Here is a 26639-nt window from a genome sequence, read left to right on the forward strand (position 1 = left end):
GTGAACACGTAATTCATTACGAAGTTTAATTCTTTGAGCATCAAACTTTTAAATTGAAGAGTTTGATCATGGCTCAGATTGAACGCTGGCGGCAGGCCTAACACATGCAAGTCGAACGGTAACAGGAAGCAGCTTGCTGCTTCGCTGACGAGTGGCGGACGGGTGAGTAATGTCTGGGAAACTGCCTGATGGAGGGGGATAACTACTGGAAACGGTGGCTAATACCGCATAACGTCGCAAGACCAAAGAGGGGGACCTTCGGGCCTCTTGCCATCAGATGTGCCCAGATGGGATTAGCTTGTTGGTGAGGTAACGGCTCACCAAGGCGACGATCCCTAGCTGGTCTGAGAGGATGACCAGCCACACTGGAACTGAGACACGGTCCAGACTCCTACGGGAGGCAGCAGTGGGGAATATTGCACAATGGGCGCAAGCCTGATGCAGCCATGCCGCGTGTATGAAGAAGGCCTTCGGGTTGTAAAGTACTTTCAGCGGGGAGGAAGGTGTTGTGGTTAATAACCGCAGCAATTGACGTTACCCGCAGAAGAAGCACCGGCTAACTCCGTGCCAGCAGCCGCGGTAATACGGAGGGTGCAAGCGTTAATCGGAATTACTGGGCGTAAAGCGCACGCAGGCGGTCTGTCAAGTCGGATGTGAAATCCCCGGGCTCAACCTGGGAACTGCATTCGAAACTGGCAGGCTTGAGTCTTGTAGAGGGGGGTAGAATTCCAGGTGTAGCGGTGAAATGCGTAGAGATCTGGAGGAATACCGGTGGCGAAGGCGGCCCCCTGGACAAAGACTGACGCTCAGGTGCGAAAGCGTGGGGAGCAAACAGGATTAGATACCCTGGTAGTCCACGCCGTAAACGATGTCTACTTGGAGGTTGTGCCCTTGAGGCGTGGCTTCCGGAGCTAACGCGTTAAGTAGACCGCCTGGGGAGTACGGCCGCAAGGTTAAAACTCAAATGAATTGACGGGGGCCCGCACAAGCGGTGGAGCATGTGGTTTAATTCGATGCAACGCGAAGAACCTTACCTGGTCTTGACATCCACAGAACTTTCCAGAGATGGACTGGTGCCTTCGGGAACTGTGAGACAGGTGCTGCATGGCTGTCGTCAGCTCGTGTTGTGAAATGTTGGGTTAAGTCCCGCAACGAGCGCAACCCTTATCCTTTGTTGCCAGCGGTCCGGCCGGGAACTCAAAGGAGACTGCCAGTGATAAACTGGAGGAAGGTGGGGATGACGTCAAGTCATCATGGCCCTTACGACCAGGGCTACACACGTGCTACAATGGCGCATACAAAGAGAAGCGACCTCGCGAGAGCAAGCGGACCTCATAAAGTGCGTCGTAGTCCGGATTGGAGTCTGCAACTCGACTCCATGAAGTCGGAATCGCTAGTAATCGTGGATCAGAATGCCACGGTGAATACGTTCCCGGGCCTTGTACACACCGCCCGTCACACCATGGGAGTGGGTTGCAAAAGAAGTAGGTAGCTTAACCTTCGGGAGGGCGCTTACCACTTTGTGATTCATGACTGGGGTGAAGTCGTAACAAGGTAACCGTAGGGGAACCTGCGGTTGGATCACCTCCTTACCTTAAAGAAGCGTACTTTGCAGTGCTCACACAGATTGTCTGATGAAAAGTGAATAGCAAGGCGTCTTGCGATTGAGACTTCAGTGTCCCCTTCGTCTAGAGGCCCAGGACACCGCCCTTTCACGGCGGTAACAGGGGTTCGAATCCCCTAGGGGACGCCACTTGCGCGGTAATGTGTGAAAGGCGTTGCCATCAGTATCTCAAAACTGACTTACGAGTCACGTTTGAGATATTTGCTCTTTAAAAATCTGGATCAAGCTGAAAATTGAAACACAGAACAACGAAAGTTGTTCGTGAGTCTCTCAAATTTTCGCAACACGATGATGAATCGAAAGAAACATCTTCGGGTTGTGAGGTTAAGCGACTAAGCGTACACGGTGGATGCCCTGGCAGTCAGAGGCGATGAAGGGCGTGCTAATCTGCGATAAGCGCCGGTAAGGTGATATGAACCGTTATAACCGGCGATACCCGAATGGGGAAACCCAGTGTGACTCGTCACACTATCATTAACTGAATCCATAGGTTAATGAGGCGAACCGGGGGAACTGAAACATCTAAGTACCCCGAGGAAAAGAAATCAACCGAGATTCCCCCAGTAGCGGCGAGCGAACGGGGAGGAGCCCAGAGCCTGAATCAGCATGTGTGTTAGTGGAAGCGTCTGGAAAGGCGCGCGATACAGGGTGACAGCCCCGTACACAAAAGCGCATGTGCTGTGAGCTCGATGAGTAGGGCGGGACACGTGGTATCCTGTCTGAATATGGGGGGACCATCCTCCAAGGCTAAATACTCCTGACTGACCGATAGTGAACCAGTACCGTGAGGGAAAGGCGAAAAGAACCCCGGCGAGGGGAGTGAAAAAGAACCTGAAACCGTGTACGTACAAGCAGTGGGAGCCCCACCACCAAAGCATTCTCTGGTGTTGAAGGCCCTGCAAAGCAGCATCGCGGTGGCGGAGCGTCGTTTGCGACGCCCAACACACAAAACAAGCGGTGAGTGCTTTGGGGTGGGGTGACTGCGTACCTTTTGTATAATGGGTCAGCGACTTATATTCTGTAGCAAGGTTAACCGAATAGGGGAGCCGGAGGGAAACCGAGTCTTAATTGGGCGTTAAGTTGCAGGGTATAGACCCGAAACCCGGTGATCTAGCCATGGGCAGGTTGAAGGTTGGGTAACACTAACTGGAGGACCGAACCGACTAATGTTGAAAAATTAGCGGATGACCTGTGGCTGGGGGTGAAAGGCCAATCAAACCGGGAGATAGCTGGTTCTCCCCGAAAGCTATTTAGGTAGCGCCTCGTGAATTCATCTCCGGGGGTAGAGCACTGTTTCGGCTAGGGGGCCATCCCGGCTTACCAACCCGATGCAAACTGCGAATACCGGAGAATGTTATCACGGGAGACACACGGCGGGTGCTAACGTCCGTCGTGAAGAGGGAAACAACCCAGACCGCCAGCTAAGGTCCCAAAGTCATGGTTAAGTGGGAAACGATGTGGGAAGGCCCAGACAGCCAGGATGTTGGCTTAGAAGCAGCCATCATTTAAAGAAAGCGTAATAGCTCACTGGTCGAGTCGGCCTGCGCGGAAGATGTAACGGGGCTAAACCATGCACCGAAGCTGCGGCAGCGACGCTGATGCGTTGTTGGGTAGGGGAGCGTTCTGTAAGCCTGTGAAGGTGTGTCGTGAGGCATGCTGGAGGTATCAGAAGTGCGAATGCTGACATAAGTAACGATAAAGCGGGTGAAAAGCCCGCTCGCCGGAAGACCAAGGGTTCCTGTCCAACGTTAATCGGGGCAGGGTGAGTCGACCCCTAAGGCGAGGCCGAAAGGCGTAGTCGATGGGAAACAGGTTAATATTCCCGTACTTGGTGTTACTGCGAAGGGGGGACGGAGAAGGCTATGTTGGCCGGGCGACGGTTGTCCCGGTTTAAGCGTGTAGGCTGGTTTTCCAGGCAAATCCGGAAAATCAAGGCTGAGGCGTGACGACGAGGCACTACGGTGCTGAAGCAACAAATGCCCTGCTTCCAGGAAAAGCCTCTAAGCATCAGGTAACATCAAATCGTACCCCAAACCGACACAGGTGGTCAGGTAGAGAATACCAAGGCGCTTGAGAGAACTCGGGTGAAGGAACTAGGCAAAATGGTGCCGTAACTTCGGGAGAAGGCACGCTGACACGTAGGTGAAGTGATTTACTCATGGAGCTGAAGTCAGTCGAAGATACCAGCTGGCTGCAACTGTTTATTAAAAACACAGCACTGTGCAAACACGAAAGTGGACGTATACGGTGTGACGCCTGCCCGGTGCCGGAAGGTTAATTGATGGGGTCAGCGCAAGCGAAGCTCCTGATCGAAGCCCCGGTAAACGGCGGCCGTAACTATAACGGTCCTAAGGTAGCGAAATTCCTTGTCGGGTAAGTTCCGACCTGCACGAATGGCGTAATGATGGCCAGGCTGTCTCCACCCGAGACTCAGTGAAATTGAACTCGCTGTGAAGATGCAGTGTACCCGCGGCAAGACGGAAAGACCCCGTGAACCTTTACTATAGCTTGACACTGAACATTGAGCCTTGATGTGTAGGATAGGTGGGAGGCTTTGAAGTGTGGACGCCAGTCTGCATGGAGCCGACCTTGAAATACCACCCTTTAATGTTTGATGTTCTAACGTGGACCCGTAATCCGGGTTGCGGACAGTGTCTGGTGGGTAGTTTGACTGGGGCGGTCTCCTCCTAAAGAGTAACGGAGGAGCACGAAGGTTGGCTAATCCTGGTCGGACATCAGGAGGTTAGTGCAATGGCATAAGCCAGCTTGACTGCGAGCGTGACGGCGCGAGCAGGTGCGAAAGCAGGTCATAGTGATCCGGTGGTTCTGAATGGAAGGGCCATCGCTCAACGGATAAAAGGTACTCCGGGGATAACAGGCTGATACCGCCCAAGAGTTCATATCGACGGCGGTGTTTGGCACCTCGATGTCGGCTCATCACATCCTGGGGCTGAAGTAGGTCCCAAGGGTATGGCTGTTCGCCATTTAAAGTGGTACGCGAGCTGGGTTTAGAACGTCGTGAGACAGTTCGGTCCCTATCTGCCGTGGGCGCTGGAGAACTGAGGGGGGCTGCTCCTAGTACGAGAGGACCGGAGTGGACGCATCACTGGTGTTCGGGTTGTCATGCCAATGGCACTGCCCGGTAGCTAAATGCGGAAGAGATAAGTGCTGAAAGCATCTAAGCACGAAACTTGCCCCGAGATGAGTTCTCCCTGAGACTTAAAGTCTCCTGAAGGAACGTTGAAGACGACGACGTTGATAGGCCGGGTGTGTAAGCGCAGCGATGCGTTGAGCTAACCGGTACTAATGAACCGTGAGGCTTAACCTTACAACGCCGAAGATGTTTTGGCGGATGAGAAGACGATTTTCAGCAGTGATTCAGAGTTGAGTACGCAATAATTTGCGCAGCAGCAAGGCGGCAAGCGAAGGAAAGGAAGGAGCATACAGAAGTATGTGACTGACTTTACGAGCGCAGGCAACGCCGCTGATGCGATAAAGAATTGCGTACAGAGCACAAAGAATTTGCCTGGCGGCAGTAGCGCGGTGGTCCCACCTGACCCCATGCCGAACTCAGAAGTGAAACGCCGTAGCGCCGATGGTAGTGTGGGGTCTCCCCATGCGAGAGTAGGGAACTGCCAGGCATCAAATAAAACGAAGGGCCCTGTCGGAAGACAGGGCCTTTTGTTTTATCTGTGGTCTGTCGGTGAGCACTCGTTGCGCAGCAACGGCCCGGAGGGTGGCGGGCAGGACGCCCGCCATAAACTGCCAGGCATCAGACAAGTGAAGAAGCCCGTCCGTCTGGACGGGCTTCTTTGCGTGTGTGGTAACTGTAAAAATGTAGGCCTGATAAGCGCAGCGCCATCAGGCAACCTGCACCGCCGGATGGCGGCTCCGCCTTATCCGGCCTACAGGAATTATCCCGCCTACGAAGCTGGTGCTCTTGTAGAACTGATAAGAGCACAACCCACCCAATCGTTAACGATGAACTATCCTTTACACGTGCTTATATAAGCAGTGAGGATTTTCATTGGCTATCAAACCTTTTAACTACCAGCAGGACTTTTCCAGCATCGACTTCCGCCAGCAGCCTGAATTGTATCAGGTTGGACGAGGCGAGCAGGGGGTGCTACTGGTTGAACCCTACAAAAGCGAAATTCTTCCTTTCTGGCGCTATAAAGATAAAGCATCGGCGATGAAATCCGCAGAGCAAATCTACCAGTTGTTCGAAGCTTACCGGCAGCAGGATGATTTCGTTGGTATGGACATGGCGCGTAAATTTATTCAGATGGGATACACCCGCGCCAGGCGATACGCTAACTATAAAGGCGGTAAAAAGTATGCCGAAGACGGCAGCCTGAATACACGGGGTAATGATCCTATTAAGGCCGCGGCGGCAACGGTTTTCAAAGGTTGGTGGGATAAAATTCGTCAGGACGAAGACTATCTGAAACGGAAACGCCAGCATCAGGCACGGTGGGGATAAAAATTAGCAAACAAATAATTAACACTTTATTTACTTTTTGGTCTCGCGTAATCTGAATCTCCAAAATAAAAGGCCGATTAAGCCTGGCAACAAGGAGAACAGTATGGCAGAAATTATTCAGCGTATAGATAAAAACAACGCTGAGGCTCCGGAGATGCGGCGACGCATATGGGCTATCGTGGGGGCCTCTTCCGGAAACTTAGTGGAATGGTTTGATTTCTACGTCTACTCTTTCTGCTCGCTCTATTTTGCACATATCTTCTTTCCTTCTGGTAATACCACCACTCAGCTTTTGCAAACGGCAGGCGTCTTTGCCGCCGGTTTTTTAATGCGACCTATCGGTGGTTGGCTGTTTGGACGCATTGCCGATCGACGCGGGCGCAAAGCCTCAATGTTGATTTCGGTGTGCATGATGTGCATGGGGTCGCTGGTGATTGCCTGCTTACCTGGTTACGATACCATCGGCACCTGGGCACCGGCGCTGCTACTTATTGCAAGGTTATTTCAGGGGCTCTCGGTAGGGGGAGAGTATGGGACCAGCGCGACATATATGAGTGAAGTTGCGCTTGAAGGTCGTAAGGGATTTTTCGCCTCGTTTCAGTATGTTACGCTTATCGGTGGCCAACTACTGGCATTGCTGGTCGTTGTGATTTTGCAGCAGGTTCTGGAAGATGCTGAACTTCGTGCCTGGGGATGGCGTATTCCCTTTGCGTTGGGCGCCGTGCTGGCGGTTGTGGCGTTATGGCTACGTCGCCAGCTGGATGAAACCTCGAAGCATGAGACTCGCGCGTTAAAAGAAGCCGGTTCGTTGAAAGGTTTGTGGCGTAATCGCAAAGCCTTTTTAATGGTGCTTGGTTTCACCGCGGCAGGCTCGCTGTGCTTTTATACCTTCACCACCTATATGCAGAAATATCTGGTAAATACAGCAGATATGCATGCCAATGTCGCCAGCGGCATTATGACGGTCGCGCTGTGTGTTTTCATGTTGGTGCAGCCGTTATTCGGCGCGTTATCCGATAAGATTGGCAGGCGCACCTCTATGCTATGTTTTGGCGCGCTCGCGACGCTTTTCACCGTTCCAATTCTCTCCGCGTTGCAGAATGTGACGTCGCCTTATGCCGCATTTGCTTTAGTGATGTGCGCGCTATTGATTGTGAGTTTCTATACCTCGATTAGCGGGATCCTGAAAGCGGAGATGTTTCCGGCGCAGGTTCGCGCCCTGGGCGTCGGTTTATCTTACGCGGTAGCAAACGCGTTATTTGGCGGCTCTGCGGAATATGTCGCGCTGTCGCTAAAATCTGTCGGTATGGAGAGTTCGTTCTTCTGGTATGTTACCGCGATGGCCGTTCTGGCTTTCCTGGTTTCGCTGATGTTGCACCGTAAAGGAAAGGGCTTACGCCTTTAGTATCGCGCCATTTGCCAGATAGCGTAACCGGTTGTCGCGCCAGCGACATCCCAGACAAAATCTTTCCAGCTCCAGCCGCTGCCTTCCGGGCGGCTGTCCCAGAGTTCTTTTGAGGCTCCGAGACTCAAAGAAAACATCAGCCCTATCGCTGCGCTACGGTCAGGGCTTACTCCCTGGTGACGCGCATACTCATTACCGGCTGCCGATAGCATCGCTGATGCCATAAAATGTTGGGCTTTATCCTGACCGCTCCAGTGGTCGTTAGCCAGATGGCTGCACCCGGAGAGAAACAACACCGTAAAAGGAATCAACACGCGCACCAGTTCACTCCTAAGAGAAAACCCCGTACAGGACGGGGCTTCGATTACAGGATACGGCTAATTAATCTGTCGATGCGGATCCGGCGCAGGCGGCGAATCAATTTACGCACTTTTATCGGATAGTCGGCAATGCTCTGCAGGTCACGATAATGTTTTACGATGGTTGTGTGCGTTCGGATAAGTTCCAGCTCTTTTTCCCGCTGAGGGGCAAGCTCCTGCTTAGGGTCGTGGATCAGAATGGCGTTTTCCAGATCCAGACGCCAGGCGCGAGGATTCAGATTGTTGCCGGTGAGTAACATCCATTTATCATCTACCCACATCCCTTTCAAATGATAGGTATTGTCGTCATCTTTCCACAGACGCACCACAAGCTGATCGGTATTGACGTAATACTGTAAACGGCTCAGGAAGCGGCGCAGGTTAATCTCATAGAGATAGGGCAGCGCGCCAATGATCTTGAACGGTTCATCTTCCGGAATGTAAAAATCATTCGCGGTTTTATCGCCAACAATGATTTCGACTTTCTTTCCGTCGCGCAGTAGCTGAATAATGTTCCGCACCAGTACCGCTGGTAGATTGAAGTAAGGGGTACAAATGGTGAGCTTATGCTCCGCACAGGGCATGAGATGGAAAATGGTTTTGTTCAGCAGACTGGATTTTCCAAGCCCGACCAGCGGCGTAACGGAGAGCTGCTCGTCATTAGCGTCACCCTGAAAATGATATGACGCATCACGCAGCTCCTGACGGTATAAGCGGATATCGTTTTTAATCTCCGGGCTTTTCGGACGCTGGGTATTATCCAGACGATTCACACCACGACCATTCATCAGATTTTGCGTCACCCAGTCAAACATGATGTCTGCCATTTGCCGATTGCGAATCAGCTGGTAGCGATCGTAGCGATATTTGTCATGCTGATGGAGATAGACATCGTTCAGGCTGGCGCCGCTGTACAGGACGCTATCATCAATGATAAAGCCTTTAAAATGCAGTACGCCAAGCGCTTCTCGCGTATTAATCGGTACGCCGTAAACCGGGACATCAATGCCGGGGTTTTCCTGCGCTAGTCGGCAATACCAGTCTGCATTGGTATTCGAGGCCGCTGCGCCAATGCGCCCGCGTTGCGCGCGATGCCAGTCGACCAGCACCCTCACGTCCAGTTCAGGACGCTGCCGTTTAGCCGCATAGAGCGCGTCGAGTATACCTTTACCCCCATCGTCCTGTTCCAGATACAGGGCAACGATACAAATACGCTGCGTCGCGCTGGCGATTTTCTCCAGCAGTGTCTCCCGAAAAGTAGCAGGAGTATAAAAGAAATCTACATCATCAACTGACTGAGAAATCTTAGGGAGTTGGGCAAGGTGTTGTTGATGTTTATTACGCTTAAATTTTGACAACATCACAGTGCATTTCTTCTCTGTTCATTGAAGGGTCCTCTGTGCTATGCAGACGACATAAGCGAGCAATAATAACATCAGTACCCGTTAAAGTGGTCAACATTTCCAGTACATTACTCACGATTCATCACATTTGGCCAGATTCAGCGTCAATCCCACGATGCCCTCTTCGAGCTGAATATCGACCTGAAATCCCAGTTTTCTGGCCAGCGCGACCATGCCGCGATTGTTCGGCATCGTAATACCGTTTAGCCGCTTCAATCCGTGATCGCGAGTATAGGCAATCAATTTCTCCATTAAACGGCGTCCTAAACCCAACCCTTTGAGATCTGAACGCACCAATACGGCAAACTCGGCATCTACGTTGTCAGGATCGGAGATCGCGCGCGTTACGCCGAGGATCTCTTCAGCGTTGTCCATCCGCCTCACGGCCACAAAGGCCATTTCTCGATCGTAGTCGATCTGCGTCATGTTGGCTAAATCTTCATGGGTGAATTCGTTGATCTCGCTGAAATAACGGTAGTAAAGATCCTCTTTGGTGACCTGTGCGATGAATTGTCGCAGCTGGGGCTCATCTTCCGGCAGGATAGGACGGAACAGGCAGCGATCGCCATTTTTCATCTCCACCCACTCTTCAAGCTGGTGGGGATAGGGGCGTACCGCAAGTCGACTTTCGTTATCGCCATCAAACGGGGCAATATCCAGCGTCACATCCAGCGCGGTAAACTCACTGGCGGAAGCCAGCAGCGGATGGATATCCAGACGCTGAATTTCCGGGCAGTCGACAATCAGGTTTGAAACCTGGACCAGCAGCTGGCTTAAACCGACAATATCCAGCGGACGCAGCGCGCTACGGGCGCGAATTTTCCGCTGTTTAATGCCCTGAATCACCAGATAGCGCGCCAGGTTCATGTTGAGCGGCGGCAGCGCGACGACAGCCTGCTCTTCCGGACGCCACTCTACGCCGCCTTCACCCAACATAATCAAAGGACCAAACACCGGATCGTGCTCGACCACCACTCGAAGCTCCTGCGCGCCGGCGCGGTTAGCCATGCTTTGTACCAGCAAACCGTGAATCCGCGCCTGCGGCCAGGCCATCTTTACACGATCGAAAATGGCGTTCGCGGCCTGTTGTACCTCGCTTGCGGTCCGCAGGTAAAGCATGACCCCCTGAACTTCAGATTTATGCGGAATGTCGGGCGAGCGCAGCTTGAGAGCTACCGGATAGCCTATCTGTTCGGCGATATGCACCGCTTCAGCGCTGTCGCTGGCAATCCAGGTTGGGAGCGTATGCAGCCCATAGGCGTGTAAAATCGGCTGTACTTCATGGGTATCCAGTGAGGTGGCGCCTTCCGCAATCGCCCGCTGTAACAGATTATGCGCCTCAGCGGTATTGGACGTCAGGTTACTCGGCAGCGCTGGCGTTTCCCGCAGTTGCTTCTGGTTACGCCGGTATTCCACCATATGCATAAACGCGGTAATCGTGCCTTCCGGCGTGCGGTAGGTTGGTAATCCGGCTTCGCTGAACAGCCGTCTTGCTTCCTGAGATGAGAACTCGCCGCACCAGTTTGTCAGTAGCGTAACAAACTTGCCTCTGGGGTGGCGCTTAATCGTCTCGATCAGAGCATGGGCGCTTTCTGTACCCGGCGCGGCAGCGCTGGGAGAGTGGATAACCATAAGCGCGTCAAAATCCTGACTGGCGAGCAGGATATCCAGCGTTTTGACGTAATGTTCGCTGCTGGCGTCATCACACAGATCCAGCGGATTGGCAATATCTATGTGCGCGGGAAGCGCCTGCCGTAGTTGCAGGCAGGTCTCTTCGCTCAACGTCGCCAGCTTACCGTTACGCGACCACAACTCATCTAACGCCAGCGCGGCAGGCGCGGCGCCATTGCTGATGATCATCAGTCTGTCGCCGCGTAGCGGACGCATATGGCTTAGTGTTTCGACGGCGGAAAAAAGCTCGTGCGTATCCTGGACTCGCAGCAGGCCTGCGCGCTGGATGGCCGCATCCCACGCAGGGTCCATTCCCGCGCTGGTATTAAGTAAACGCTGGGCTGCCGGGCTTCGGCCGCTTTTAATCACCAGAATCGGTTTGTTACGTGAAGCGCTACGGGCGGCGGAAACAAAACGGCGGGCGTCGCTTAACTGTTCCAGATAGAGCAAAATTGCGCTGGTCTTGCTATCGCGCGCCAGATAGTCCAGTAGTTCATCGACATCAATATCCAGGCTATCGCCCAGCGCGATAAAGTAGGAAAAGCCCATTTCACGCTGTTGCGCCCAGTCAAGAATAGTATTGGACACGGCGGCAGACTGGGAAATAAAAGCGAGCTTGCCCTGTTTAATCGGGACGGGAGAAAAGCTGGCATTCAGCCCTTGCCACGGCGCGAGGAGCCCAAGACTGTTTGGACCCAGCAGACGCATTTTATAATGCCGGGCACAGGCAAGAAGTTCTTCATGTTGCGACGTGGGAGCAGAAAGGATAATGCACGTTTTACACCCTTTCGCGCCAAGCGCGTCCAGTAACGCCAGGTTACGGCTGGCGTTAGTGCATAAAATAGCCAGATCGGGGGTGAAAGGAAGACTGGCGATATCCGGCCAGGCCATGACGCCTAAAACGGCTTTCCAGGCGGGCGTCACGGGAAGGACGGGGCCATTGAATCCGCCCGCCAACAAGTTACGCATCATCAGGTAACCCGCGCGGTGGGGCTTCATTGATGCGCCAATCACCGCGATCGATTTTGGTCGCAGTAGCGCTTCCAGTCCTTGCTGGCTCATACCGGTTTCCCTTACACAGAAGTGACCGGATAATTTTAAACGCTTTCGCTATTTTATGCTGTGACGTTTCCCGGATGTTGCGTTTTTCCTGCCAGATAGCGCGTTTTGAAACGGGTGAAATGTTCACCTAAACTGGTTGCCGCCTCGGTATCTCCCGCCAGATCTAACAACGCTATGGCGACTTCGGCGGTACAATATTGCCCTTCGGCATGGATTTCACGCAGACGATAAGCTGAAAGACGCGATAAATCGACGGAAATGACCGGCAGATGATCCAGATAAGGGCTTTTACGAAACATTTTACGTGCTTCGGGCCAGGTGCCGTCCAGCATAATAAACAGCGGCGGTTTCCCGGCGGGCGGGGTGGAAATGACCTCGCGCGCTTCGCCGGCGTAGGACGCAGGAAAGACCACTATCGGCTGATAATCCGGATGCCGTACCAGCTCCAGCAACGCCTGCGGCGGCTCGGTACGCGACCACTGAAACGCCGCGGTATCCGGCAAAATATCGGCTATCAGCCGGCCGGTATTGCTGGGTTTCATCGGTTCAGTGTCAAACATGACCAGACAAAAACGGCTTTTCGCCTGAGAAGGCGTTAACGTATCACACAGGCAAGATTTTAGCGGCAGCAGGCAGCGTTGACAGCGGCGAACCCGATTGCCTCTGGCAAGAAAAGGGCGAGTAGCGCGCGCAAGCCGCTCGGCGCGTAACTGAAGGACAGCGTTATTGGTCATAGAAAGCGTTTGCGGAGAAAAACGCTATTGTGGCAGAGGTGAAAACGGGGCACAAGATGCGCCCCGTGGCGTTTACAGCGCTTCGTTCAGCCAGCTGTCGAAAGGCGCTTTAGGCACTGCGCCATTAAGCATATCGACCACCTGTCCATGTTTAAAAATCATAATTGTCGGGATGCTGCGGATACCGAAACGGGCGCTGAGTTCCCGTTCCGCCTCGGTATTCACTTTGACGAAACGGACTTTACCGCTGCGCTCTTCTGCGACATCCTCGAAGATTGGCGCAAAGTTACGGCAAGGGCCGCACCAGGGGGCCCAGAAGTCGATCACCACTGGAAGATCGTCCTTCAATAGTTTGTCCAGCGTTTCGCCGGTCGCATTAATGACTTCTCCGTCAAACAACTCATGACCGCAGCGTCCACATTTTGCCGCGTCCTGAAGCCGATCGTCGGGGAGGCGGTTAATGGCCTGACAATGGGTACAAACGGTGTTCATAGCTAACCTCTGAATACGTCGGAAGACGTCCCGCTACGCGCGGGATGTTTCTATAATGTTACATATTATCGAGGAGTCTGTGCTAAACAACAATGTGTTTTATTCAATGAGTACAATAGTCGCAAGCTTTTAAACGAAATCATGGCTAACCGGATGCACATCGGGTAATCTTCGCGCTTCGCGCAGCGCTGGTGGAGAAAAGCATGAACGATGAATTAAAAAACAAAAGCGGCAAAGTCAAAGTGATGTATGTCCGTAGTGATGATGACTCTGATAAACGCACCCATAACCCGCGTACCGGGAAAGGGGGAGGCCGCCCAGCAAAGTCTCGCACTGACGGTGGACGTCGCCCCGCCCGTGATGAGCGAAATAATCAGAGCCGTGACCGTAAACATGAAACTTCGCCGTGGCGCACCGTGTCCCGCGCGCCAGGCGATGAAACGCCTGAGAAAGTCGATCATGGTGGTATTAGCGGTAAAAGTTTTATCGACCCTGAAGTTTTGCGTCGCCAGCGTGCGGAAGAGACACGCGTCTACGGCGAAAATGCCTGCCAGGCGCTATTCCAGAGCCGTCCTGACGCCATCGTGCGCGCATGGTTTATCCAAAGCGTGACCCCGCGTTTTAAAGAGGCGCTGCGCTGGATGGCGGCGAATCGTAAAGCCTACCATGTGGTGGATGAAGCCGAACTGGCAAAAGCTTCCGGGACTGAGCACCACGGTGGCGTGTGTTTCCTGATTAAAAAGCGTAACGGTACGACCGTTAAGCAATGGGTAAAGCAGGCGGCGGATCAAGACTGCGTGCTGGCGTTGGAAGATGTCGCTAACCCGCATAATCTGGGCGGCATGATGCGTAGCTGCGCGCACTTCGGCGTGAAGGGCGTGGTGGTACAGGATGCGGCGTTGCTGGAGTCCGGCGCGGCGATTCGTACTGCGGAAGGCGGGGCGGAGCATGTCCAGCCGATTACTGGTGAAAGCATTGTTGACGTACTGGATGATTTTCGTCAGGCGGGGTACACCGTGGTGACGACGTCCAGCGATCGCGGTCAGGCGCTCTTTAGTACGACCCTGCCGGAAAAGATGGTGCTGGTCTTAGGCCGTGAATATGACTACCTGCCGGAAGCGGCGCGCGAACCCGACGATCTGTGCGTGAAAATTAACGGCACAGGGAACGTGGAAAGCCTGAATGTGTCGGTTGCGACAGGCGTGCTGCTCGCCGAGTGGTGGCGACAGAATAAAGCGTAAGGGCTGCAGCCCGGTGACGCAACGCGCGCCGGGCCAATGATGTACTTCCTACCGCCCGGTCAGACAAGGCGCTTTCGCGCCGTTATCCGGGCGATAAAACGGCGAGCCGCCAACGTTATTCACTCTCAGCCGGTAATACTGGCGTCCAGTCGATAGTTTTCTCGCCGTGTTGTTCCAGCCATTGGTTCGTTAGCGCAAAATGGTTACAGCCAAAAAATCCGCGGTGCGCAGAGAGTGGCGAGGGATGCGGAGCTTTCAGAATATGGTGGCGCTGTGGATCAATAATCGCGCCTTTCTTCTGGGCGTGCGAGCCCCACAGCAGGAAGACGACCCCTTCGCGGTGTTGGTTAATCAGGCTTATCACTTTATCCGTAAAGGTTTCCCACCCCAGGCTGGCATGAGAATGCGCCTGGCCTGCCCGTACCGTGAGCACCGTATTCAGTAACAGTACGCCCTGGCGCGCCCAGCTTTCCAGATAACCGTGCGCGGGGCGAACAAAGCCGGGAATGGAGGCTTCCAGCTCTTTGTACATATTCACTAATGACGGCGGGGGAGCGATTCCAGGACGCACGGAAAACGCCAGACCATGTGCCTGGCCGGGGCCGTGGTAAGGATCTTGTCCCAGGATCACCACCTTAACGTCGCCCAGTTCTGTGAAGCGAAAGGCGTTAAACACATCTTTTTGCGGCGGGTAGACCGTGATACCCGACTGACGCTCGCCAGCAACAGTGTGAAGCGTATTGATAAAGTAAGGTTGCTGTTTCTCATCAGCCAGCACATCGTGCCAGGTTAACTCAGTCGCCATCTCGCTCTCCTGCGAATTTCCAGTTCCCTTAGCTTAACTGCTTCTTTCTGCAGTGCAAAATCCTGCGTGCTACAAAAACAATTACCTACAAAAGATAGTTGAAAATTTATGTAAAAAGTTTATAGGTCTGAATGGTGTAAGTTGATGTAAAACAATAAATTCCCTTCATCACCCTTTTTATGGTGTGGTTTTTATTGATTTAAATCAAAGAATGAAGGGTGATCGAAGGGTATATATACACTCAAGCAACAATGGTTTTACCAATTGGCCGGGATTAGGCCGACCGAAATCAAATAATTTTGCCTGGGGAGGCATCACATGATTACAGGTATCCAGATTACTAAAGCCGCTAACGACGACCTGCTGAATTCCTTCTGGCTGCTGGACAGCGAAAAAGGCGAAGCGCGCTGCATCGTTGCAAAATCCGGCTTTGCTGAAGATGAAGTTGTGGCTGTCAGCAAACTGGGCGAGATTGAATACCGTGAAATTCCGATGGAAGTTAAACCGGAAGTACGCGTTGAAGGCGGTCAGCATCTGAACGTTAACGTTCTGCGTCGTGAAACTCTGGAAGATGCGGTTAAGCATCCGGAAAAATACCCGCAGCTGACTATTCGTGTTTCTGGTTATGCGGTGCGTTTTAACTCCCTGACGCCGGAACAGCAGCGCGACGTTATCGCTCGTACCTTTACCGAAAGCCTGTAAGGCTTATCCGGTAATAACAAGCGGAAGAGGCCGGGCCTTTTCCGCTTTTGTTTTATTTGGGTCAGTAAAAAATCCGCACCGCGCAGTACACCAGCAGTAACGCCAGAATGATATTTAACTGGCGACCATAATGGCGAAACGCCCGCTGAAACAGATGTCCCGCCAGCGCCCAACACACATTACCGAACGTGCCGATCAATGCCAGCAATATACTGACGCCGATGACCCAGTTCAGCGCCTGCGTTTGCGGTAAAACAAATGTAGACAGAGCGGTAATGCCGTACAGAATAATTTTGACGTTCACAAACTGCAGGCCAAAGCTTACCCAAAAGCCAACCGGTTTTGGTCTGACATTCTCATCCGCCGCTGGACTGGTGGCAATTTTCCACGCCAGCCACAGGATATACGCAGCCCCCACCCAACTGAGTAAATGAATGATTGCCGGATCGATAACCGCAAGGGAAAACGCGATCCCGGCGCACAGCAGCATGACGACCAAAAATCCCAGACTCATACCTGCCAGTACACGAATACTCTGCCGAAAACCATGTGCAGTTGCTGCGCTAAGCGCGAGAATATTGTTAGGGCCGGGGGTAAGGGCGGTGATTAATGTATAAGTCCAGAAAGTGCTTAAAAGCATCGGTGTCACTTGTCATCTCCTCTGTTTTAGCAGACAGTACCCGATATGAAATATTTAAAAAAATGAATGTTTTTTAATTCTGAATTCGAGATTTTCGATAGGTTGGTGGTTATGGATCTGCGTCGGTTTATTACGCTGAAAACGGTAGTGGAAGAGGGCTCGTTTCTGCGGGCTTCGCAAAAGCTGTGCTGCACTCAGTCGACAGTAACTTTTCATATTCAACAGCTTGAACGTGAGTTTTCCCTGCAACTGTTCGAGAAAATAGGGCGCCGAATGTGCCTGACCAATGAGGGGAAAAAGCTGATGCCGCATATCCATGAACTGACGCGTGTGATGGAGTCGATTCGTAAAGCCGCAAGACAGGATGCGGAACCCGGCGGAGAGCTGCGCGTGGCGACAGGTGAAACCTTACTGGCGTACAAAATGCCGCAGGTTTTACAACGTTTTAAGCTGCGAGCGCCGAATGTCAGATTGTCGCTACAGTCGCTGAATTGCTATGTGATACGTGATGCGTTGCTGAATGACGAGGTCGATCTGGGCGTTTTTTATCGCGTAGGTAATGATGACGCGCTCACGATGCAGCAACTGGGGGAGCAGTCGCTGGCGCTGGTGGCCTCTCCACTGCTACAGGATGCTGATTTTACGCAGCCAGATCAGCATATCCCCTGCAGCTTCATCATCAATGAACCGCAATGTGTCTTCCGCCAGCTATTTGAAAGTACGCTACGGCAGAGGCGGATTACGCTGGAAAACACCATTGAACTGTGGAGTATTGAAAGTATTAAACAGTGTGTGGCTGCTAACCTGGGCATCAGCTTTTTACCACGTTTTACCGTTGAACGAGAACTTAGTACCGGTCAGTTGAAAGAGCTGCCGTTTGGCGCGCCGTCGCTATCGATCATGGCGCTGTGCGCCCATCATGCCGGGAAAGCGGTCAGCCCGGCAATGCAGATATTTATACAGTGTATGGAGGCGTGTTTTACCGTGGAAGATAAAAAAATGCCGGGTTAACGAACCCGGCATTATCATCACTCTTCGCTGGATTGCTCCTGCATTTTTGTACCGCTTGGCTTGCGGCGCTTACCGATATTTTTTGTATCGCGGTGACGTTTCTTCACGCGCGGCTTCTCTTTTTCTTTCTCTTTTTTCTTCTCGGCGCGTTTCGCCAGCACTTTTTTCGACGGTTTGCCGGTCAGCTTTTCGCTTGGCGCACGCGTGGTCGGGCGAAGCTCATCAATGACGCGCGCTTTTAGCGGCTCTTCGATGTAGCGACCGATTTTCAGCAGCAACAGATGGTCGTGGGCTTCTACCAGCGAGATTGCAGTGCCTTTGCGACCCGCACGGCCTGTACGACCAATGCGATGCAGATAGGTATCGCCACTGCGCGGCATGTCGAAGTTAATGACGTGGCTGACGTCAGGAATATCAATCCCGCGTGCCGCGACGTCGGTCGCGACCAGCACGTTAACGCGACCGTCGGTGAGACGCTTAATACCTTCGTTACGTTTGATCTGCGCCATCTCACCTTCAAGATAGCAATTGTTGATCCCTGCCAGACGCAGCGTTTCAGCCAATTCATGGACGCGTTCACGTTTACGTACAAATACGATAGAACGGGTTGCATCGTCTTGTTTTAGCAGGTGCTTCAACAGCGCAACTTTATGTTCGAAATTGTCGGCACGGTAGTACCACTGGTGAATTTTCTTACGCTCGCGGGTTGACGGATTGGCGGAAACCTCAACCGGGTCTTCCAGCAGGCGCTCGGCAAAATCTTTAATCGCATCGCCTTCCAGCGTGGCGGAGAACAGCATCGTCTGTTTACGCCAGCGGGTCTCACCGGCGATATGCTCAATGTCCTGAGCGAAGCCCATGTCGAGCATCCGGTCAGCTTCGTCAAGGATCAGTGTTTCAACCGCCCGGCAGTCAAAGTTCTCTTCTTTTATATATTGCAGCAGACGGCCCGTTGTGGCGACCACGATATCCTGGTTTTCGCTAAACACTTCAGCATGGTTCATATAGGCCACGCCGCCGGTAATTGTGGCGATATCCAGATGAGTATGCTTAGCCAGTTCACGAGCGTGATCGGCAACCTGCATTGCCAGTTCGCGGGTTGGCGTCAGGATCAGAATACGCGGCGGCCCCGATTTTTTACGCGGAAAGTCGAGCAGGTGCTGCAACGCCGGCAGCAGATATGCCGCCGTTTTACCGGTGCCTGTCGGCGCAGAACCGAGTACATCACGGCCATCGAGCGCAGGCGGAATGGCGGCAGCCTGAATGGCGGTCGGGCGAGTGAAACCTTTATCCTGGAGGGCATCCAGCAGGCTTTCGTCGAGTTCAAGTTCGGAAAAAGTCGTTACAGTCATGTTCTACCTCTGTGTGGGGCGCTGATTATAGACGTTACGGCCGCAATCTTCATCTGTTTGTATGGATATCCCTTCTCAGGTATTGTTTTCACTCGGCGCTGTCGCCGTTTTTTTGCAAGGTTGTTTTTACATGTCTCAGTCTGGCTCCGTTCTTCGTCGTAACGGATTTACGTTTAAACAGTTTTTTGTCGCACACGATCGGTGTGCGATGAAAGTGGGAACTGACGGTATTTTACTCGGGGCGTGGGCGCCGGTCGCGGATGTAAAGCGAATTCTGGATATCGGTACTGGAAGCGGTCTGCTGGCGTTAATGCTGGCGCAGCGGACGGATGACAATGTGCCTATTGACGCCGTGGAACTGGATGCCGGGGCTGCCATGCAAGCGCAGGAAAACGTGGCTCACTCTCCCTGGCCGCATCGAATAACGGTGCATACTGACGATATTCAGAGTTGGGCGCCTCGCCAGACGGTACGCTTTGATCTTATTATCAGCAACCCGCCTTATTACGAACCCGGTGTGGAATGCGCCACGCCGCAGCGGGAGCAGGCGCGTTACACCGCTACGCTGGATCACCAGACGTTATTGGCTATTGCGGCGGATTGTATTACCGAAGATGGCTTTTTTTGCGTAGTCTTGCCGGAACAAATAGGTAACGCTTTTACGCAGCAAGCGCTCAACATGGGATGGCATTTGCGATTACGTACTGACGTTGCGGAAAACGAAGCGCGCTTGCCGCACCGGGTTTTGCTCACATTCTCCCCGCAAGCCGGGGAGTGCTTTAGCGACAGATTAGTGATTCGCGGGTCAGACCAGCATTATTCTGAAAGTTATACGGCGCTGACCCAGGCATTTTATCTGTTTATGTGAGGCGTTAACGGCGAAAGGATCGATGGGCCTGATTCAGCCAGTTGTTGCGGATAATCCAGCGTAAAGTGCAGCCCCCGGCTCTCTTTACGCATCATCGCGCAACGCACAATCAGTTCGGCCACTTGCACCAGATTGCGCAGCTCCAGTAAATTATTCGAGACGCGAAAGTTGGCGTAATATTCGTCAATCTCTTGTTGCAACATAGTAATACGCCGTAGGGCGCGCTCCAGCCGTTTCGTCGTGCGCACAATCCCCACATAGTCCCACATCAGCAGACGCAGTTCGTGCCAGTTATGCTGAATCACCACCCGCTCATCGGCGTTCTCCACGCGGCTTTCATCCCAGGCGGGAAGGACGTCAACGCTGTGGACAGAAGGCATTCGCCTGTCGATATCCATTGCTGCGGACCAGCCGTACACTAAGCATTCCAGCAACGAGTTGGACGCCATACGGTTAGCGCCGTGCAGGCCGGTGTAACTGACTTCGCCAATGGCATATAAGCCGTCTACATCGGTACGACCATAATCATCGACGACCACGCCGCCGCAGGTATAGTGCGCGGCAGGAACAATGGGAATCGGTTCTTTGGTTAAATCCATCCCCAAATCGAGCAGTTTCGCATAGATCATCGGGAAGTGCTGGCGGACAAAATCGTCAGGCTTGTGGCTGATATCGAGAAACATACAGTCTGCGCCGAGTCGTTTCATCTCATGATCAATAGCGCGGGCGACAATATCGCGCGGCGCCAGTTCCCCGCGTTCGTCAAAGTCCGGCATAAACCGTGAACCGTCCGGACGTTTAAGGTATGCGCCTTCGCCGCGCAGCGCTTCGGTAAGGAGAAAATTACGCGCCTGCGGATGATAAAGGGCGGTGGGATGAAACTGGTTAAATTCCAGATTAGCGACCCGACAGCCCGCGCGCCAGGCCATCGCGATACCGTCGCCGGAGGAAATATCCGGGTTAGTGGTATATTGATAAACCTTTGAGGCGCCGCCGGTCGCCAGCACCACCGACTTCGCATGACAGGTTTCAACCCATTCTTTATTGCGATTCCAGATCCAGGCGCCGACGACCCGGCGAGGCCCCGGCAGACCCATTTTATCGGAGATAATTAAATCAACGGCGTTGCTGCGTTCCAGCATCTGAATATTAGGATGATTTTGCGCCCGACTGACCAACGTGGTTTCGACTTCCTTTCCGGTAGCGTCGGCGGCATGAAGGATACGGCGATGACTATGGCCGCCTTCACGCGTGAGATGATAGCTCTCCTTGCCGTTTGGCTGGACATGCGTATCAAACAGGACGCCCTGATCGATAAGCCACTGCACGCAGGTACGGGCGTTGCTGGCGACAAACTCCACCGCGTGGCGATCGCAAATTCCGGCGCCAGCAATTAGCGTATCTTCGACATGCGACGCAATACTGTCGGTTTCATCAAACACGGCGGCAATACCGCCCTGCGCATAAAACGTGGAGCCCTCGCTCACCGGCCCTTTACTCAGGACGATAACCTTATGCTTTTCAGCCAGACGCAGCGCCAGCGAGAGTCCGGCCGCGCCGCTGCCGATAATTAACACATCACAGGACAGTTCAGGAGTTGTCATCATGGTTCTTGTTTAATTTACTAAACATGGTTGCGGCAGATTAGCACTATATGGCGCTAAAAAGCACGTAATGATTTCGCTGGTGTTGTGCTTATTAAACATAAAATAAAAATACGGCGAGAGATAAACGGCAAAAAATATTTTGTAGGGCAGGGTGTTAGCGTCGGATTTTGTAGTGAAATAAAGATGCTGTTAGGTTACTCTGCAAACGACGAAATGGGCATTTCTGTACAGATAGTGCGTTGTTCAGCATCTGTAGACTTATAATGGAAGATAAGACCTGTCTACAACATGACAAACAAAAACAAATGCGTAACGGAACTTTACGAAACATAGACACTCTAACCTGTTGCTTGCTCATAGTGCGGCTTATGGAGTGGCGTTTCGAAAGCGCGTGGAAATTTGGTTTGGGGAGACATTACCTCGGATGAGCGAGCAGTTAACGGACCAGGTCCTGGTTGAACGGGTCCAGAAGGGAGATCAGAAAGCCTTTAACTTACTGGTAGTGCGCTACCAGCATAAAGTGGCGAGTCTGGTTTCCCGCTATGTGCCATCGGGCGACGTTCCCGATGTCGTACAGGAATCATTTATTAAGGCCTATCGCGCGCTGGATTCTTTCCGGGGGGATAGCGCTTTTTATACCTGGTTGTATCGCATTGCGGTCAATACCGCGAAGAACTACCTGGTTGCGCAGGGGCGTCGTCCGCCTTCCAGTGATGTAGACGCGATTGAAGCAGAAAACTTTGAAAGCGGCGGCGCGCTGAAAGAAATTTCGAACCCTGAGAACTTAATGTTGTCAGAAGAACTGAGACAGATAGTTTTCCGAACTATTGAGTCCCTCCCGGAAGATTTACGTATGGCAATCACCTTACGGGAGCTGGATGGCCTGAGCTATGAAGAGATAGCGGCTATCATGGATTGTCCGGTGGGGACGGTGCGTTCACGTATCTTCCGGGCGCGGGAAGCTATTGATAATAAAGTTCAACCGCTTATCAGGCGTTGACGATAGCGGGATACTGGAAAAGGTATTAGGCATGCAGAAAGAAAAACTTTCCGCTTTGATGGATGGCGAAACGTTGGATAGTGAGCTGCTCAAAGCGCTTACGCACGACCCGGAAATGCAGAAAACCTGGGAGAGTTATCACCTGATCCGCGATTCAATGCGGGGGGATACGCCTGACGTTCTCCATTTCGATATATCCGCTCGCGTGATGGCCGCTATTGAAAACGAGCCAGTACGTCAGGTGTCGCCATTAATTCCTGAGGCCCAACCCGCTCCGCAGCAATGGCAGAAAATGCCGTTCTGGAAAAAAGTGCGTCCGTGGGCGGCGCAGCTTACCCAAATGGGCGTGGCGGCGTGCGTTTCACTTGCAGTTATCGTCGGTGTCCAGCACTATAATGGGCAATCTGAAACATCCCAACAACCTGAAACGCCGGTTTTCAATACCCTGCCTATGATGGGGAAAGCCAGCCCGGTAAGTCTGGGAGTGCCTTCTGAAGCAGCGCCTGTCGGCAGTCAGCAACAGCAGGTACAGGAGCAGCGTCGTCGCATTAATGCCATGTTGCAGGACTATGAACTGCAGCGCCGACTGCACTCCGAACAGCTTCAGTTTGAGCAGGCGCAAACCCAGCAAGCCGCGGTACAGGTGCCAGGAATCCAAACTTTAGGAACGCAATCGCAGTAATGAAGCAACTTTGGTTTGCCATGTCCCTTGTGGCGGCTAGCCTGTTCTTCTCAGCAAACGCCTCGGCCGACCCTGCGTCCGGGGCGTTATTGCAGCAGATGAACATCGCCAGTCAGTCACTGAATTACGAGCTGTCATTCGTCAGCATCACGAAACAAGGCGTTGAATCTCTACGTTATCGACACGCACGCCTGGATAGTCGCCCGCTTGCGCAATTGCTACAGTTGGACGGTCCCCGCCGGGAGGTCGTACAGCGTGGTAATGAAATCAGTTATTTTGAACCGGGCCTTGAGCCGTTCACCCTGAACGGTGATTATATTGTCGATTCTCTGCCTTCCCTGATTTACACCGATTTCAAGCGTCTGGCGCCTTACTACGACTTTATTTCCGTCGGACGCACCCGTATCGCAGACAGATTGTGCGAAGTTATCCGCGTTGTGGCGCGCGATGGTACGCGTTACAGCTATATCGTCTGGATGGACATGGACACCAAACTACCGATGCGCGTTGATCTGCTGGATCGCGATGGCGAGACGCTGGAGCAGTTCCGCGTTATTGCGTTCACGGTGAGTCAGGATATCGGCAGCAACATGCAGGCGCTGGCGAAGGCGAATCTGCCGCCGCTGCTTTCTGTTCCTGGTGGGGAAAAAACGAAATTTAACTGGAGTCCATCCTGGGTGCCGCAAGGCTTTAGCGAAGTTTCCAGCAGCCGTCGTCCGTTGCCGACGATGGATAACCTGCCTATCGAATCGCGGCTTTATTCTGACGGTCTGTTTAGCTTTTCCGTCAATGTGAACCGGGCGACGCAAAACAGCAGCGATCAGATGCTGCGCACCGGGCGCCGAACGGTTTATAGCAGCGTTCGCGACAACGCGGAAATCACCATTGTCGGCGAGCTTCCGCCGCAAACGGCGAAGCGCATTGCCGACAGTATCAAATTCAGGGCAGTACAATGATTAAAGAGTGGGCAACCGTTGTCTCCTGGCAGAATGGTCAGGCGGTGGTGAGCTGCGACGTTAAAGCGTCATGCAGCAGCTGCGCCTCCCGTGCGGGATGCGGCAGTCGCGTGCTGAATAAATTAGGGCCGCAAACCACCCATACCATTGTTGTGCCAAGCGCGGAGCCGCTGGCGCCGGGGCAGAAAGTCGAGTTGGGCATCGCCGAAAAAAGCCTTTTAGGTTCGGCGTTGCTGGTCTATATGTCGCCTTTAGCGGGGCTATTTCTTTGTGCGGCGCTTTTTCAGATGCTGTTTGGATCTGACCTTGCCGCATTAAGCGGGGCCGTTCTGGGCGGCGTGGGCGGTTTTCTGGTTGCCCGCGGCTATTCCCGAAAACTGGCGGAGCGCGACGCCTGGCAGCCGGTGATTTTAAACGTTGCCCTCCCGCCGGACCTTGTTCGCGTCGAAACTACCTCAATCGAAACGCGCCAGTAAACGTTTTGCCCAACGGTACACCTGCCGCGTTGGGTTGTTGTCCCGATAAACATGCGCTTTTCCTGCGTTGCGGTGTTTTACAGGAAAAAGCGAGGCGTTTTCCAGTTCCCGCTCTCCTTACACTATGAACATTTCCTCGCCTTAGCGTTGTAGTGTAGAATGCGGCGTTTCAGTTAAAACAGACGTTAAGCTCAGAACAGCGACCTCTAAAGTCTGGTCAACCAGGCGTAAGGCATAATAATTTATCTCTATGAAGAACATACGTAACTTTTCGATCATTGCTCACATTGACCACGGTAAATCGACGCTGTCTGACCGTATTATCCAAATCTGCGGTGGCCTGTCTGACCGTGAAATGGAAGCTCAGGTACTTGATTCGATGGATCTTGAGCGTGAGCGCGGTATTACTATTAAAGCCCAGAGTGTGACGCTGGATTTTAAAGCGTCTGATGGTGAAACTTATCAACTGAACTTTATCGACACGCCGGGACACGTTGACTTTTCCTATGAAGTTTCCCGTTCGTTAGCCGCCTGCGAGGGCGCGCTGCTGGTGGTGGATGCCGGCCAGGGCGTAGAAGCGCAAACGTTGGCGAACTGCTACACCGCGATGGAAATGGATCTTGAAGTGGTGCCGGTGCTTAACAAGATTGACCTGCCGGCCGCCGATCCGGAGCGTGTGGCGGAAGAAATCGAAGACATTGTCGGCATCGATGCGACGGACGCGGTACGCTGCTCCGCCAAAACGGGTGTCGGCGTGACGGATGTTCTGGAACGCCTGGTGCGCGATATCCCGCCGCCGCAAGGCGATCCGGACGGCCCGCTGCAGGCGCTGATTATTGACTCCTGGTTCGATAACTACCTGGGCGTGGTATCGCTGGTGCGTATTAAAAACGGCACCATGCGTAAAGGCGACAAAATTAAAGTGATGAGCACCGGGCAGACCTACAACGCTGACCGCTTGGGGATTTTCACGCCGAAACAGGTTGATCGTACCGAGCTGAAGTGCGGCGAAGTAGGCTGGCTGGTCTGCGCCATTAAAGATATCCTCGGCGCGCCGGTTGGCGATACCTTAACCTCAGCGCGTAACCCAGCGGAAAAAGCGTTGCCGGGCTTTAAGAAGGTGAAACCGCAGGTCTATGCAGGTCTGTTCCCGGTCAGCTCCGACGATTATGAAAGTTTCCGCGACGCGCTCGGCAAGCTGAGCCTGAACGATGCCTCACTGTTTTATGAACCGGAAAGCTCCTCGGCGCTGGGCTTTGGTTTCCGCTGCGGTTTCCTCGGCCTGTTGCACATGGAGATCATTCAGGAGCGTCTGGAACGCGAATACGATCTGGATCTGATCACCACTGCGCCGACCGTGGTGTATGAAGTAGAAACAACGGCGAAAGAGACTATCTATGTTGATAGCCCCTCCAAGCTGCCGCCGTTGAATAACATTTATGAACTGCGCGAGCCTATCGCCGAATGTCATATGCTGTTACCACAAGCCTATTTAGGTAACGTTATTACGCTGTGTATTGAGAAACGCGGCGTACAAACTAACATGGTGTATCACGGTAACCAGGTCGCGTTGACCTATGAAATCCCGATGGCGGAAGTGGTGCTCGACTTCTTTGACCGTCTGAAATCAACGTCGCGCGGCTATGCGTCTCTGGATTATAACTTCAAGCGCTTCCAGGCTTCCGACATGGTGCGTGTTGATGTGTTAATCAACAACGAACGTGTCGATGCGCTGGCGCTGATCACGCACCGTGATAACTCGCAAAGCCGTGGTCGCGAGCTGGTGGAGAAGATGAAAGATTTGATTCCACGCCAGCAGTTTGATATCGCGATTCAGGCGGCGATTGGTACGCATATTATTGCCCGTTCGACGGTAAAACAGTTACGTAAAAACGTGCTGGCGAAGTGCTACGGCGGCGATATCAGTCGTAAGAAAAAACTGCTGCAGAAACAGAAAGAAGGTAAGAAACGCATGAAGCAGATCGGTAACGTCGAGCTGCCTCAGGAAGCGTTCCTCGCCATTCTGCATGTCGGTAAAGACAATAAATAATCCCTAAGGAGTTGGC

21 protein-coding genes, 1 tRNA gene and 3 rRNA genes are annotated in these 26639 nt (G+C 52.9%); 16 read left to right on the forward strand and 9 right to left on the reverse strand.

Annotated elements, in window-relative coordinates; genetic code table 11:
* Positions 1–50 precede the first annotated feature (50 nt).
* The 6 genes from K8W53_RS05735 to K8W53_RS05760 all read left to right on the forward strand — a co-directional run bounded on the left by K8W53_RS05735 (position 51) and on the right by K8W53_RS05760 (position 7512).
* Positions 51–1592, forward strand: a 16S ribosomal RNA gene (locus tag K8W53_RS05735).
* A gap of 85 nt (positions 1593–1677) precedes the next feature.
* Positions 1678–1753, forward strand: a tRNA-Glu gene (locus K8W53_RS05740).
* Between the two features lie 193 nt (positions 1754–1946).
* A 23S ribosomal RNA gene (locus tag K8W53_RS05745) occupies positions 1947–4952 on the forward strand.
* A 197-nt stretch (positions 4953–5149) separates the two neighbouring features.
* A 5S ribosomal RNA gene (gene rrf, locus K8W53_RS05750) occupies positions 5150–5265 on the forward strand.
* Together the 16S, 23S and 5S rRNA genes with 1 tRNA gene alongside form the textbook arrangement of a ribosomal RNA operon.
* A gap of 386 nt (positions 5266–5651) precedes the next feature.
* On the forward strand, positions 5652–6107 hold the full coding sequence (locus K8W53_RS05755; RefSeq protein WP_000985658.1) for a DUF4385 domain-containing protein: 456 nt from the start codon (positions 5652–5654) through the stop codon (positions 6105–6107).
* A 103-nt stretch (positions 6108–6210) separates the two neighbouring features.
* Entirely contained in the window at positions 6211–7512 is a 1302-nt protein-coding gene (locus tag K8W53_RS05760) for an MFS transporter (protein WP_023224293.1), read from the forward strand.
* On the opposite strand, the gene K8W53_RS05765 is transcribed toward K8W53_RS05760, so the two are convergent.
* The 5 genes from K8W53_RS05765 to trxC form a co-directional block, all read right to left on the reverse strand.
* The gene (locus K8W53_RS05765) at positions 7509–7832 is read right to left on the reverse strand and encodes a YfiM family lipoprotein (protein ID WP_001264473.1); all 324 of its coding nucleotides are present in this window, start codon (positions 7830–7832) and stop codon (positions 7509–7511) included. The genes K8W53_RS05760 and K8W53_RS05765 overlap by 4 nt on opposite strands.
* A gap of 44 nt (positions 7833–7876) precedes the next feature.
* A complete protein-coding gene (gene pssA, locus K8W53_RS05770) occupies positions 7877–9232 on the reverse strand; it encodes a CDP-diacylglycerol--serine O-phosphatidyltransferase (protein ID WP_000949286.1) in 1356 nt (451 codons plus the stop codon).
* 114 nt (positions 9233–9346) lie between these two features.
* Positions 9347–12007 carry a protein lysine acetyltransferase gene (gene pat / locus K8W53_RS05780; RefSeq protein ID WP_000082643.1) on the reverse strand — a complete coding sequence of 887 codons (2661 nt, stop codon included), beginning with the start codon at positions 12005–12007 and terminating at the stop codon, positions 9347–9349.
* A gap of 53 nt (positions 12008–12060) precedes the next feature.
* Positions 12061–12741 (reverse strand): tRNA-uridine aminocarboxypropyltransferase, encoded by a 681-nt coding sequence (gene tapT / locus K8W53_RS05785; protein WP_000183647.1) that lies wholly within the window; start codon positions 12739–12741, stop codon positions 12061–12063.
* Positions 12742–12813: 72 nt separating this feature from the next.
* Complete coding sequence (gene trxC, locus K8W53_RS05790) at positions 12814–13233, reverse strand: thioredoxin TrxC (RefSeq protein ID WP_023224294.1); 420 nt, start codon at positions 13231–13233, stop codon at positions 12814–12816.
* Positions 13234–13436: 203 nt separating this feature from the next.
* Here trxC and K8W53_RS05795 point away from each other — a divergent pair, with 203 nt between their 5' ends.
* On the forward strand, positions 13437–14474 hold the full coding sequence (locus tag K8W53_RS05795; protein ID WP_000997368.1) for a tRNA/rRNA methyltransferase: 1038 nt from the start codon (positions 13437–13439) through the stop codon (positions 14472–14474).
* 115 nt (positions 14475–14589) lie between these two features.
* Here the strand turns inward: K8W53_RS05795 and ung are convergent, their stop codons facing one another.
* The gene (ung, locus tag K8W53_RS05800) at positions 14590–15279 is read right to left on the reverse strand and encodes a uracil-DNA glycosylase (protein ID WP_000179978.1); all 690 of its coding nucleotides are present in this window, start codon (positions 15277–15279) and stop codon (positions 14590–14592) included.
* Between the two features lie 318 nt (positions 15280–15597).
* Here ung and grcA point away from each other — a divergent pair, with 318 nt between their 5' ends.
* Positions 15598–15981 (forward strand): autonomous glycyl radical cofactor GrcA, encoded by a 384-nt coding sequence (gene grcA, locus K8W53_RS05805; protein ID WP_000627811.1) that lies wholly within the window; start codon positions 15598–15600, stop codon positions 15979–15981.
* 61 nt (positions 15982–16042) lie between these two features.
* On the opposite strand, the gene eamB is transcribed toward grcA, so the two are convergent.
* On the reverse strand, positions 16043–16630 hold the full coding sequence (gene eamB / locus K8W53_RS05810; RefSeq protein WP_023224295.1) for a cysteine/O-acetylserine transporter: 588 nt from the start codon (positions 16628–16630) through the stop codon (positions 16043–16045).
* A 102-nt stretch (positions 16631–16732) separates the two neighbouring features.
* On the opposite strand from eamB, the gene K8W53_RS05815 reads away from it, so the two are divergent.
* Positions 16733–17632, forward strand: coding sequence for a LysR family transcriptional regulator (locus K8W53_RS05815; RefSeq protein ID WP_023224296.1), 900 nt, complete (start codon positions 16733–16735; stop codon positions 17630–17632).
* 17 nt (positions 17633–17649) lie between these two features.
* Here K8W53_RS05815 and srmB read toward each other — a convergent pair whose 3' ends face one another.
* The gene (gene srmB, locus K8W53_RS05820) at positions 17650–18984 is read right to left on the reverse strand and encodes an ATP-dependent RNA helicase SrmB (protein WP_000219174.1); all 1335 of its coding nucleotides are present in this window, start codon (positions 18982–18984) and stop codon (positions 17650–17652) included.
* Between the two features lie 130 nt (positions 18985–19114).
* On the opposite strand from srmB, the gene trmN reads away from it, so the two are divergent.
* On the forward strand, positions 19115–19852 hold the full coding sequence (trmN, locus tag K8W53_RS05825) for a tRNA(1)(Val) (adenine(37)-N(6))-methyltransferase TrmN (protein WP_052939472.1): 738 nt from the start codon (positions 19115–19117) through the stop codon (positions 19850–19852).
* On the opposite strand, the gene nadB is transcribed toward trmN, so the two are convergent.
* A complete protein-coding gene (nadB, locus tag K8W53_RS05830) occupies positions 19837–21459 on the reverse strand; it encodes an L-aspartate oxidase (protein WP_023224298.1) in 1623 nt (540 codons plus the stop codon). The two genes, trmN and nadB, sit on opposite strands and share 16 nt — an antisense overlap.
* A 263-nt stretch (positions 21460–21722) precedes the next feature.
* Between nadB and rseD the strand changes: the two genes are divergently transcribed.
* From rseD to lepA, 6 genes are all read left to right on the forward strand, one after another.
* On the forward strand, positions 21723–21887 hold the full coding sequence (gene rseD / locus K8W53_RS05835; RefSeq protein ID WP_014344135.1) for a rpoE leader peptide RseD: 165 nt from the start codon (positions 21723–21725) through the stop codon (positions 21885–21887).
* Positions 21884–22459: an RNA polymerase sigma factor RpoE gene (rpoE, locus tag K8W53_RS05840; RefSeq protein WP_000003307.1), complete on the forward strand. Its 576-nt coding sequence runs from the start codon at positions 21884–21886 to the stop codon at positions 22457–22459. Before rseD ends, rpoE begins: the two co-directional genes overlap by 4 nt.
* Before the next feature lie 31 nt (positions 22460–22490).
* Positions 22491–23141 carry an anti-sigma-E factor RseA gene (gene rseA / locus K8W53_RS05845; protein ID WP_001168374.1) on the forward strand — a complete coding sequence of 217 codons (651 nt, stop codon included), beginning with the start codon at positions 22491–22493 and terminating at the stop codon, positions 23139–23141.
* Positions 23141–24097 carry a sigma-E factor regulatory protein RseB gene (gene rseB, locus K8W53_RS05850; RefSeq protein ID WP_000812019.1) on the forward strand — a complete coding sequence of 319 codons (957 nt, stop codon included), beginning with the start codon at positions 23141–23143 and terminating at the stop codon, positions 24095–24097. The genes rseA and rseB overlap by 1 nt, the downstream gene beginning before the upstream one ends.
* Positions 24094–24573 carry a SoxR-reducing system protein RseC gene (rseC, locus tag K8W53_RS05855; RefSeq protein ID WP_000589087.1) on the forward strand — a complete coding sequence of 160 codons (480 nt, stop codon included), beginning with the start codon at positions 24094–24096 and terminating at the stop codon, positions 24571–24573. Before rseB ends, rseC begins: the two co-directional genes overlap by 4 nt.
* Before the next feature lie 250 nt (positions 24574–24823).
* Positions 24824–26623 (forward strand): translation elongation factor 4, encoded by a 1800-nt coding sequence (gene lepA / locus K8W53_RS05860; protein ID WP_000790154.1) that lies wholly within the window; start codon positions 24824–24826, stop codon positions 26621–26623.
* The last annotated feature ends 16 nt before the right edge of the window (positions 26624–26639 follow it).

It is taken from the genome of Salmonella sp. A29-2, from assembly GCF_020150755.1.
Taxonomy (GTDB): Bacteria; Pseudomonadota; Gammaproteobacteria; order Enterobacterales; family Enterobacteriaceae; genus Salmonella; species Salmonella enterica.

What these genes read in the sequence shown, in the direction of transcription:
- srmB (WP_000219174.1), bottom strand. Translation starts at nt 18,984, where the DNA reads ATGACTGTAACGACTTTTTCCGAACTTGAACTCGACGAAAGCCTGCTG.
- nadB (WP_023224298.1), bottom strand. Translation starts at nt 21,459, where the DNA reads ATGATGACAACTCCTGAACTGTCCTGTGATGTGTTAATTATCGGCAGC.
- K8W53_RS05795 (WP_000997368.1), top strand. Translation starts at nt 13,437, where the DNA reads ATGAACGATGAATTAAAAAACAAAAGCGGCAAAGTCAAAGTGATGTAT.
- grcA (WP_000627811.1), top strand. Translation starts at nt 15,598, where the DNA reads ATGATTACAGGTATCCAGATTACTAAAGCCGCTAACGACGACCTGCTG.
- rseC (WP_000589087.1), top strand. Translation starts at nt 24,094, where the DNA reads ATGATTAAAGAGTGGGCAACCGTTGTCTCCTGGCAGAATGGTCAGGCG.
- ung (WP_000179978.1), bottom strand. Translation starts at nt 15,279, where the DNA reads ATGGCGACTGAGTTAACCTGGCACGATGTGCTGGCTGATGAGAAACAG.
- rseD (WP_014344135.1), top strand. Translation starts at nt 21,723, where the DNA reads ATGGAAGATAAGACCTGTCTACAACATGACAAACAAAAACAAATGCGT.
- pssA (WP_000949286.1), bottom strand. Translation starts at nt 9,232, where the DNA reads ATGTTGTCAAAATTTAAGCGTAATAAACATCAACAACACCTTGCCCAA.
- lepA (WP_000790154.1), top strand. Translation starts at nt 24,824, where the DNA reads ATGAAGAACATACGTAACTTTTCGATCATTGCTCACATTGACCACGGT.
- pat (WP_000082643.1), bottom strand. Translation starts at nt 12,007, where the DNA reads ATGAGCCAGCAAGGACTGGAAGCGCTACTGCGACCAAAATCGATCGCG.
- rseA (WP_001168374.1), top strand. Translation starts at nt 22,491, where the DNA reads ATGCAGAAAGAAAAACTTTCCGCTTTGATGGATGGCGAAACGTTGGAT.
- rseB (WP_000812019.1), top strand. Translation starts at nt 23,141, where the DNA reads ATGAAGCAACTTTGGTTTGCCATGTCCCTTGTGGCGGCTAGCCTGTTC.
- K8W53_RS05815 (WP_023224296.1), top strand. Translation starts at nt 16,733, where the DNA reads ATGGATCTGCGTCGGTTTATTACGCTGAAAACGGTAGTGGAAGAGGGC.
- tapT (WP_000183647.1), bottom strand. Translation starts at nt 12,741, where the DNA reads ATGACCAATAACGCTGTCCTTCAGTTACGCGCCGAGCGGCTTGCGCGC.
- rpoE (WP_000003307.1), top strand. Translation starts at nt 21,884, where the DNA reads ATGAGCGAGCAGTTAACGGACCAGGTCCTGGTTGAACGGGTCCAGAAG.
- trmN (WP_052939472.1), top strand. Translation starts at nt 19,115, where the DNA reads ATGTCTCAGTCTGGCTCCGTTCTTCGTCGTAACGGATTTACGTTTAAA.
- trxC (WP_023224294.1), bottom strand. Translation starts at nt 13,233, where the DNA reads ATGAACACCGTTTGTACCCATTGTCAGGCCATTAACCGCCTCCCCGAC.
- K8W53_RS05760 (WP_023224293.1), top strand. Translation starts at nt 6,211, where the DNA reads ATGGCAGAAATTATTCAGCGTATAGATAAAAACAACGCTGAGGCTCCG.